The sequence below is a fragment of the Paenibacillus terrae genome (genome assembly GCF_000943545.1).
Classification (GTDB): Bacteria; Bacillota; Bacilli; order Paenibacillales; family Paenibacillaceae; genus Paenibacillus; species Paenibacillus terrae_A.
In genome coordinates this window covers 43403-54050 of the sequence record NZ_JTHP01000047.1, presented here as the reverse complement: position 1 = coordinate 54050, position 10648 = coordinate 43403, and the positions used below count along the sequence as shown (strand labels likewise).

General features: G+C 43.8%; 4 protein-coding genes and 1 pseudogene. 4 read left to right on the top strand and 1 reads right to left on the bottom strand.

Annotated elements, in window-relative coordinates:
- A partial coding sequence (locus QD47_RS32195) for a hypothetical protein (RefSeq protein ID WP_200893481.1) occupies positions 1 to 949 on the top strand: 949 nt, incomplete at its 5' end.
- A gap of 365 nt (positions 950 to 1314) precedes the next feature.
- Positions 1315 to 1947, top strand: a complete 633-nt coding sequence (locus tag QD47_RS20355) for a DUF6037 family protein (RefSeq protein WP_044647842.1) — start codon at positions 1315 to 1317, stop codon at positions 1945 to 1947.
- Positions 1948 to 2157: 210 nt separating this feature from the next.
- Here the strand turns inward: QD47_RS20355 and QD47_RS20350 are convergent, their stop codons facing one another.
- Positions 2158 to 2490, bottom strand: a complete 333-nt coding sequence (locus tag QD47_RS20350) for a mCpol domain-containing protein (protein WP_152643833.1) — start codon at positions 2488 to 2490, stop codon at positions 2158 to 2160.
- Between the two features lie 25 nt (positions 2491 to 2515).
- Here QD47_RS20350 and QD47_RS20340 point away from each other — a divergent pair.
- Together QD47_RS20340 and QD47_RS20335 are read left to right on the top strand one after the other, a co-directional pair.
- Positions 2516 to 3561 (top strand): annotated as a pseudogene (locus QD47_RS20340) (IS3 family transposase).
- 988 nt (positions 3562 to 4549) lie between these two features.
- On the top strand, positions 4550 to 10639 hold the full coding sequence (locus QD47_RS20335) for a DUF7601 domain-containing protein (RefSeq protein ID WP_044647839.1): 6090 nt from the start codon (positions 4550 to 4552) through the stop codon (positions 10637 to 10639).
- Positions 10640 to 10648: the final 9 nt, after the last annotated feature.

The following is a 10648-nucleotide window of genomic DNA, read 5'->3' as shown; positions in this document are numbered from 1 at the left end:
GTACGTAATGAATGAGGCTCCTCATTATCGTAGGTTGTTAAGAAACTATCCAGACAAAATCGCTCAGATTAATCCGGATTCAACAAATAGCAAAAATTCCCTAGACCTTGAGCTATATAAGATACAGCAAGTTGATGAGATGAAGAATTTAATTGATGTAAAGTCCATATTAAATATGAAGGAAGATGAAATTACAGACTTAGAAATATACAAGAAAAAATATGATGAGGTTCTTCAAAAAGTAAATGATGAAAGTAAAATGGACTTGGCGAAGTATATTGTAAAAAGAAGGACATTATTAAATCTACTTGAAAAAAGCTTAGAGATTCAAGATAACGGGAAGTATTTATTCGAAAAAAACCTGCATGAACTAATTATTCCTTTAAAAACTACGACAGATGAAATTGATTTCGAAAGCCACAACCTGTGGATTATTGATGAGAAGCTTGCGTATCACAGGTATTTGGCTTCGGATATTTCGCTAAATAATATGACTGAAATATTAAGTGGTGATGATTCAAGACCGGACATAATTGCGTTTAACGCACCTCATGCCTTTGGGCTTGAAAAGCCATACAACTCAATTGTAATTGTTGAGTTTAAACGACCAAATCGTGATGACTACAATTCTGACAGTGAGGGTAAAAACCCGATTGATCAAGTTTATAATTATATGTCCGTTATTAAAGAAGCAAAGGTGAGAGATAAAGACGGTAGACCATTCAATCTGTCACCGAACACTCCATTTTATTGTTATATCATTGCTGATATGACACCAAAATTAGAAGAAACGGCAAAGAAAAACAATTATAAGCCTACACCAGATGGAATGGGCTATTTTTACCTTCACGATTATTATAATGCATATATTGAGATAATAACGTATGACAAATTGCTCTCAGATGCTTCGAAACGAAATCGCATCCTGTTTGATAAATTGAAAATATAAATTTAAGATATGTGAAAATTTTTTTATAAATAGCAGGTTTCTTTATTGAGATGGAACGAGCGAAAGTTAAAGAACTTATTGTAATAAAGAATAGTTCAACGCAAGGAGAATCGTGATACATCATTTATTATTTTTACCGTTGCTCCTTTACAGAGAACATTATTACAAATAACGGGAATCGGAGTTGGAGGTTGAGGCTTCGATGCTAAACTTGCAGATTGGAGACTCTAAGAGACTGTAGCGAATGTGAAAATTTCGTAATTTACTTGCGGTGGCAAGGCGGGGCATTTACAGATAGATACGTTATTTTTGCAGCTGCTAAGTGTTACATTTGTTGCATGTGGAGTCGATTGGAGGTAGAAAATATGGGGTACTCTTATAGCGGCATAGTAGATGGATTAAAAGTATTTTATAGTTCTATGCATCAGCTTAATGTGGAGATAGGAACTTTTGAACATAAATACAATAATATTATATCAGATGCAATATTTGATACCAGAGATTCAAGCGGGTGGTCGCTAACATTTATAAAAAGAGTCAGGGGAAATGTTCTTTGTATTCCGATTCAAAAAGGATACCGTTTTGCTATTATTGGGGATAAAGAATATAACGCTTTTATTGAATACTTTGGGATTGGAAGTGGCAAAGGACAATTCAGCATTAAAGAATTTGTTGATTATTTAGATAAGCAGATTCCGGCTGAATACAGACTATCCGATAACAAGAGAAAAGTAATACTAAAGTATAATAAGTTAGATAATGATAGTGATGGAATATATCCTGTAGGTGTTAAAAACTGGGGAGTTATTCATGCTAGGAATCCAGAATTACCAGAAGATAAATATCATAGGACTGCAAAAAACTTATTAAAAACTAAAGAACTATATCCAGATATATATAACGCAATTAAAGATATTGATATAACAATTATTTACGGAAAACATCCTGGGGAAAATACTGAAACAATAAAGGCTGGCAAAATGGATTATAGGAATTGAGTTAACGGCTCGTTTCATATTAGCCGGTCATTTTAATGATTCGTAATGACTGTGATGTGGTTGTGTCGCTGCCTAAAGGAATAATGACACCTTGAGCTTGAAAAGTTTACGAGGGTTATAGGAAAGTTGAAATAGTAGTCGACTTATCAATGCATAATAAGATGATGTTAAAAAATGACCGGTCAAGCTACTGCTTGCGCCGGTCATTTTTTATCTAATTAAGCTAAATCCCAAGTTATGAATCGCTGCAGTATCTTTACCATTAGATTTTGCATATCTCAAAGCAAGAAAGGCATCGCAGAGACTAGGACTGACTCCCATTGAGAAAGATATCTCTTTACTACAGTTTTTGACAAGGTGGAAGAGTGGTTGAACTTCGAAGTTTTTTTTCTTGCATATTATCCCATCAGCACCGCTAAAAATAATTTCGTAGCCTTCAGCAACAAGCTGATTGGTTATGGATTGTACTGAATCTAAGACATGTTTATTGACTTGTTGTAAGCTACTCTCATCATTATTCATAAAACTTTTTTCGATTTTCAAACCAATATCGTAATTTAAAAAGCAAATGGTGCAACTCTATGAAAACGGGAAATCCAGAGCAGCCCTTGTGGAGGAATATGGCCTCACAGCCTCAGCTTTAGACCGCTGGATCAAACAAGCTCAGACATCGGGTTCCTTCAAAGAGAAGGACAATCGTTCGCCCGAGGAAAACGAATTAATCGCTTTGCGAAAAGAACTCCAGCGTCTGAGGATGGAAAACGATATTTTAAAGCCATGGGACGAAAGTAGCTATCATCCAGAATAACCGTGATAAATACTCGGTATCAGCAATGTGTGACGTCCTGCAAATCGCAAGAAGTACATTTTATTACGACGCCCAAGAACGAGCAACTGGAGACGATGTCACCGAAGCCGTTGTAGATATCTTTCACAAGAACCGAAAAGCCTACGGCACACGCAAAATCAAGGTGAAGCTCCGTGAGCGTGGGTTCATTGTCTCCAGACGCCGAATTGGTCGGATTATGAAAGAGCAAGGACTGGTTTCCAGCTACACCGTGGCACAATATAAGCCCCATAAAACCGCTTGTAATACAGCCACAACGGCGTGAGTTTGAGCAAACGGAAGCCAAACGCTTCGTTGTTAGCGATCTGACTTATGTGAAGGTCCAGAACCGATGGCATTACATTTGTGTGCTGGTCGATTTGTTCAATCGAGAGATCATTGGCCATAGCGCAGGTCCAAACAAGGATGCTGCTCTGATTTCCCGCGCTTTTGCGAGCGTCAAGGGCGATTTGTGTCAGATTTAGTGGTTTCATACGGACCGTGGCAGCGAGTTTAAAAATCAAAAGATGGACGAACTGCTGGAGACGTTTGAAATCGGCCGATCTCTGAGTATGAAAGGCTGTCCATACGATAACGCCGTGGCCGAAGCTACCTACAAAATCATGAAAACAGAGTTCGTGAACCAGATGAACTTCCAGAGCCTTCGTCATCTGGAACTGGAATTATACGATTACGTCAACTGGTTTAACAAGCTTCGTATCCATGGAACACTAGGATATATGACGCCTGTTCAGTATCGTCATGCAGCCCTTAAAAAAGTTGTCTGATTTACTGTTGACAATCCAAAGTCAGCTAATCGACCTTGCAGGAAGGCATTCTTAATCTCAACAACTATTCTAATAATTACCCCAACAACCACTGATGCTTTGAAGTCTGTCAGAGGTTGTTTTTTATTGAGATTTGCAGGGAGAGGGTACGGTCTGTATTTTATAGAGATTTTGTAGAGGCTACGATTTAAACTATGAAAAAAGTTTGGTGAAAATGTAGTTATCATGAGCTGATTTCCTAAGGATCACAATAAAATTGTGTTTTGAAAAAGCAGATATTCTTCAACATTGTCAGACAAGATACTAGAAGTATGTTTTCCAAGTCTTGTCGAAAAATGTTTATTGGCTTACACTGAGTAGGTAAATTGTCTCAAATTTAAAATATGAAAAAAGAACTAAGATAGGCTAGCTATATGTAGATGTCCTATAATCGGTGTCCTACATCTGAGAGTTTTCTTGTGATGATAGTCTACAGCGAAACGAAGATACTAGGAAGAAGGAACTACTACATCTACCAGCAAGCCAATCCGTTTCTAAGAGGAGGTGAAAAAGAGGGAACTTAGCAAGTTACATCTCGGCAGACGGTTTAAGCATACCTAGTTCCAAGAATAATCAACTGAACAGATGGTTGGACCGCATGTGATGGTGGAAATTGAGTTTCACGCTTCATATTGTCGAGTGGTTGTTTAGATTTTGTATAGGTCCCTCGTATATAATGTTGAAATACATTGTGTAAACTGTGCGTATTCTGCCATTTGCATTATGTAAGTGGCAAAGACCATCGAAGGAGAGGGGAAGATAGCTACTAAGCATGATCAACAGCCAGCACCCCACGGCACTTACACGTTCATCTGGAACTCCGCAAGAGTTTCGATGATATAAAGGCTGCTGGGATCAAGCCAATAGCATATGTTTATTCGCTTGAGCGGTTAAATCGAGGAAATGAGCTCGATATAGAAAAAAATCTGGCAATAAAGGGGTAATTTGTTTGAAAAGAAAACGCAGTTTGAGCAAAGCTGTGCTATCTCTCTGCCTAGCAGTTTTGCTTTTCTTGCAGACGGTGACGTTCTCTGCTGTCGCGTTTGCGGAGAGAACGTCAGACGGTTTCGGGACGGCGGACGAACCGTCGTCGGTATCTGAGGCAGTGTACGCTCCGCCGACCGAACCGTTGCCAGTACCAGAGGCGGTGTTCGCTATGCCGGCCAATCTCGTAGCGATGGCGGCAGTCCCGACGGACAAAACGGCGGTGTTCATGGAAGCTAATTCAACCTTTCCGCTGGAAGTGACGCAGGGAAATGCTGTTATTGATTCAAACGGTATTATTCAGGGTAGACAGCCATTTACTCTCAAATCGGAAGGTCTGAAGGTGCCAGTGAATGGTGATGACTCTAATCCGACAAATGCGAATCTCGACCTATACATTCAGAAGGGTGACTGGATCGAGCTGAAAAGAGAAGACTACTTCAAGGAAGTGGTGTTGCCGACAACTAATAAAACCCTGAATGCACAGACTGAATCAGGTATGAAACAGCTTGGTACCGCCTATTTCACTCCAAATAGCATCAGGATTGTATTTAACGGTGATGATAACTTTTTCAATGGTGTTGGACGAGGTATTGTCTTCAGCTTTGTAACTACTGCCGATGCAGATGTAACGGGAATGGAGTATGGCGATACAAAGCCTATCAACATCTTTGGCGGTGCTTATCAGCTAGAGAACCCAAATGTTACAGCAGCGTATAGCATTACTTTAAGCTCGCCTGGAATGATCAGGTGGGATCAGTATAGTTATCGCGGAATTCAACCGGCACAATTTGTTGAGGGAGCGATTACTTGGCAGTCAAGCGTATCTGCATTCGATCAGTTTGATAAAACAATCAAATTACCGCTAGACGGGAAGACATTTTATACGAATCCTTCAACTTATAATACCGGCTTTGGAAATGTCCGCGGTATCTATATGGAGGATTCATTCAAAGTAAATGACCAAAATGTAACTCCAGACATTGGGGCAGACGGATCGCTGACTTACACTTTCCCACAGGGGACAGGTGTAGATCCAAAGGTTGAATATAAAACATGGATTCCAAAGGAAGCCTATTATTACGAGCACCGGAATCCGCCAGGCAATCTTGGTCGCAGCTATCGGGATATGAATGGCAAAGTGGAACTGAGACAGGACAATAATATGTTGGTGCAGGCAGGTCAGGAAATTTCTTTCGCACCCGACTGGATTCAAGCCAGCGCCTCGTATGACAATCCTAATGAAACAATCACATGGAAAGTCACTGTTAACCAGTATAACAAAAAAGGTTTAAAGAACTTTACCATCACAAATGTACTACCTGAAGGGCTGGATTTTACTTCAGCCACATGGCAGACATGGGTGGATGGCACTGCATCTGAGGTACAATCAATTGCACCGGATGCGAACAGTGTTTATTCCTTTGGGGACATTAACGGTAAAGTGGAACTAGTGATTAAGACTAAGGTGAAAAACGGTTCAAATTTCAGAATCGATCCACGCGCTAACTGGAATTTGGACACACCAGGCGGTATTCAGAACAATGATGTGATAACTGGTATAAGACCTGCCGCAGTAACTGACGAGGCAATCGTTACTATTGGTGCGCATGATTTTACAAAAAATGGATCTGTTTCAATGGAGGATTATAACCTGGGCGGCATCACGTGGAGCGTTAATCTAACGCCACAGTATGCCCTGCCAAATGCGGCGGTATACGATGTGCTGGTGCATGGCGGAGATTTGAACGTCTTGGACAACGCAGTGGATGCAACCGGCGAGGTGAGCGCGGAAACGATTGCGAAAATCAAGGCAAATGTTAATACTACTCAGCTTTGGAAGCAATATCACGAAGGTACCCTCAAGAGCACAAACGGCTTAACCTTGAAGGTTATCCCTTTGACAGTGAACGGTGAAGTCGTGGCCGATTTGATCAAGGTAACCGGATACACCGACAAAGCTGCATCCTTCAGCTTCCGTTCACTTGAGACCAAGCCGGATATCCTCTTCAGACAGGATATTAATGCAGGGAAAACAAGTTGGAATCGGGCTTTGCTCTTTGACGGCGAAACCGTAAAAACTGCTGCGCAAAACGCTGTTAATCTTCATCTTCGTATGCTGAACAAGGATATGCTCTTTGCGTCGAAGCCATTGAAAGCAGATGGTACACTTGAAAATGTTAATCCAAATAACGTAAGTAGCTACATTAGAAACGACAGCAATGAAGCGTGGACGATTTCTGGCTATGACAGGACAACCAAGACTGTTACATTCCGCTTAGGGGTGAATATGCCAGGATACAACACAGAAGAAATGGCTAAGGACGGTGGTAGCCGAGTAATCAGCAACATCAAGCTAGTGGATACACTGCCTGAAGGCTGGGAATTCGTTCCGTTTTCTGAGAGCAAAGATGTTGAGCTTTGGAAAGGCTACTCGGACAATAATGGAGGTACCGAGTATGGTGTCAGAAACGACGCCAAAACAATTATTGAACCAGGCACTAATGCTCATGTGGTAAACTTCTCCCATAATGGAAACGTAGGAACTTTCACCTTCTCTAAATTGGAAAGTCCTTATGTCATTTTGGTAAAGGCAAGACCATCCAATGTGGCATTAGGCAAATATTTAGAGGAATACACTACAAACGGCACAACCAAGCAGGTGTTGTATAATAAAGCTGACCTTCATATGACATGGGGCGGAGAGGAAAAGGTTCTCACTGAACAACGTAAGATTATCGTACCTATTCAGACCTTGGGCAAGTCGGTAACTAAGCCAGTTCCAGGGGTGCTGGAATGGACAGTGAACTATACCCCGCCATTTAACATGAAGCAGGGCGTTTATCTGCAGGATACCCTAGGTGCAGGCATGAATCTGCGCTATGAAGAAAACGGAAAGCTTGTGCTGACAGCGCCTAGTATGGCAGTCTATCGTGCTAAACTGACTGCCAGCGGTGCTCTGGAACGAGAGGGCGCAGCACTGGATCTAAGCGACCCGAATGCTGAAGTTCAGGTAGAAGCTGCACCAGGCGCGGGAGGCACCACAGTTTTAAAATTCAAAATGAACGACCCTAATAAGTTTTACCAGTTTGTGTACCAAACAGAGGTTGATTCATCTAAAGCGAAAGCCGGAGACAAAATGGGCAACGAGGTAAAGCTGGAGGGTGATGACAATCTGAAATCTGTCAGTGCCAGAAGCGAAAGCACGCTGGACAGTTCGGATGTAGCCGGCAGTTCAAGCTCCAATGCCCTGCTGCCCCTGAAAAAGGTGGATCCTAATGGCAATCCGCTAAAAGGCGTAGAGTTTACGCTCTATAAGAAGGATGATGGAACTCAAATCGCCAAAGGAACAACCGATAGCGGAGGGAAACTTAATCTGCTATTCCCAGATCCAGGGTATTATGAGCTGAAGGAAACTTATATTGACACAACGACATGGTTGCCGACTACAAGAATTTATCAGGTGTACGTAGGGAATACGCCCGGGAAGCCCATCTGGGTAGATGGCGTAAAAGTAACCTCTGATAATCCGCTGGTCGTACCTACGCCGGCGCAAGGAAAGCTGACTATCGGCAATAAGGTTGGAGGAAACGGCAGCGATTCTTCCAAGGAATTTGAATACACCGTGACCTTTACCGGCGAAGGCAAGGATGGAGAGTACACCTATAAGAAGCCGGATAATACGTTTGGCACGATCAAGAGCGGAGATAAGATTACCCTCAAGCACGGGGAATCTGTGACGCTCCCGATATTGCCTGCGGATCTGGTCTATACCGTAACCGAGGCCGATTATACGACCGTTGACGGTTATATCACCACGCCGGAGACGAGAGAGCTGTCCGGCACAATCGTGAATAAAGGCGACCACAAGGCGGATTTCATCAATGAACGGACCGTCAACAAACTGACCGTCAGCAATACGGTCATGGGCAACGGCGGCGACAAGACGAAGGTGTTCGAGTACACCGTCGTCTTTGAGGATGCAGGCAAGGATGGAAGCTACTCTTACTTGAAGTCGGGCGGGGGCACAGGTACGATCAAGTCCCGCGATACCTTCAAGCTCAAGGATGGAGAGACACTGGATATTTCGGGTCTGCCTAAGGGTCTGAAATACACAATTACCCAGAAGGAATACACAGCCGACGAATACGTGACCATTCCTGAGGAACGGTATTATACCGGAGTCATGGAGGGCAAAGATGAAGATGCCCCGTTTACGAACGTGCGAGTCTTGGAGGGCGACTTGCTAATCAGCAACACGATTAAAGGCAAAGACGACGACAAAAAGAAGCCGTTCAAGTACACAGTCACCTTCACAGGCGAGAGAGCGAACGAATCCTACTCTTATGTGAAGTCGGATGGCAGTAAGGGCACGATCAAGAGCGGAGAGACCTTCGAGCTTACAGATGGCCAGACGCTCATTGTGCAAGGACTTCCGACATATCTCCAGTATAAGGTGACCCAGGATGATTATACGAAAGACGGCTATGTGACAGATCCTGAAAGTCTCGTTCGCACAGGCACCATTCCACAGAAAAAAGCGGCCGAAGCACACTTTGTCAATACCCGCCCGTATCTGGAAGGCGTGCTGCGTGATAACAACACAGGAGAAGTCATTCCGAATGCCCCCATCACGGTGACCGATCTGAACACAGGCAAGGAGCTTCAGACGAAGACAAATGAGAAGGGTGAATATTCGGTCCCAGCCGCAGCGGATACCGACTATACGATCACATATACGAAGTGGTATCAGGTAGGTGGGAAGGGTGTGACTGTCGAGTTCACGCAAAAAGCAAATGTGGACGGCAGCGTGACGGACGAGACCGTTCCGGCGGACATTACGGCGGTAGGGATCGTTCTGTTCAAGCAGCTGAATGGAGCAAAAGAGCTATTCAACGATTCGTTTACCAACCAGATGCATATCTATTTGAAGGACAAGGACGGCAATTATATTAAGGAGAACGGTCGTCCTAAGGCGTTTCCGATGGCTTCGAACGGAACTTTCTCTGTGGAAGGGCTAAGCGAGCAGAAGTACACAATGGAAGTTCGCTATAAAGCTGAGACCGGCGAGGAACTGCTCCTCAAAGTGACGCAACTGGACGTGAAAGCTAACGGAGAGCTGAATATTTCCGAGGAATTGGTCGACCCTTATGGTACGGTTTATGATGAAACGACAGGAGATGCCATCACTGGCAAGAAAATTGACGGAGCCAAAGTTACACTGTTTTATGCGGATACGAAGCGGAATAGAGATAACGGCCGCATTCCGGGTACGAAAGTAACGCTTCCTCCGGTTCCGAATTTTCCACCGCACAACAACGAGAGCCCGGAGCAGGATAGCGATGCAAATGGCTCCTATGCGTACATGGTGTTTCCTGAAGCGGATTACTATCTGATCGTAACGAAGGACGGATACGAGACGCACCGGAGTGATACGATTTCTGTCGATTTTGACATTATAAAATACGACGTGCCAATGAAGCCGATCAGTTCCGGTGGCGGCTCCGGCGGCAACGGTAACAGCGGAACCGGCAATGGCAACAACGGAACCGGCAATGGCAACAACGGAACCGACAACGGTAACAACGAAACCGACAACGGCAACAACGAAACCGGCAATGGTAACAGCGGAACCGGCAACGGCAACAGTGGAACCGGCAACGGCAACAACGGAACCGGCAACGGTAACAGTGGAACCGACAACGGCAACAACGAAACCGACAACGGTAACAACGGAATCGACAACGGTAACAACGGAACCGACAACGGTAACAACGGAACCGACAACGGTAACAACGGAACCGACAACGGTAACAACGGAACCGACAACGGTAACAGCGGAACCGACAACGGTAACAGCGGAACCGACAACGGTAACAGCGGAACCGATAACGGTAACAACGAAACCGACAACGTCGGCAACGAGCTGGACGATGCTCCGAAAACCGGAGACAACAGCGTATCGCCAATCTTCTATATGGTTTTGGCGCTGATGTCCTTGATGACGATTGGGTTCTGTCTACTCGGTAACAAGAAGAAAAAGCACATCCAGTGACCGGGAAGG

What these genes read in the sequence shown, in the direction of transcription:
- QD47_RS20355 (WP_044647842.1), top strand. Translation starts at nt 1,315, where the DNA reads ATGGGGTACTCTTATAGCGGCATAGTAGATGGATTAAAAGTATTTTAT.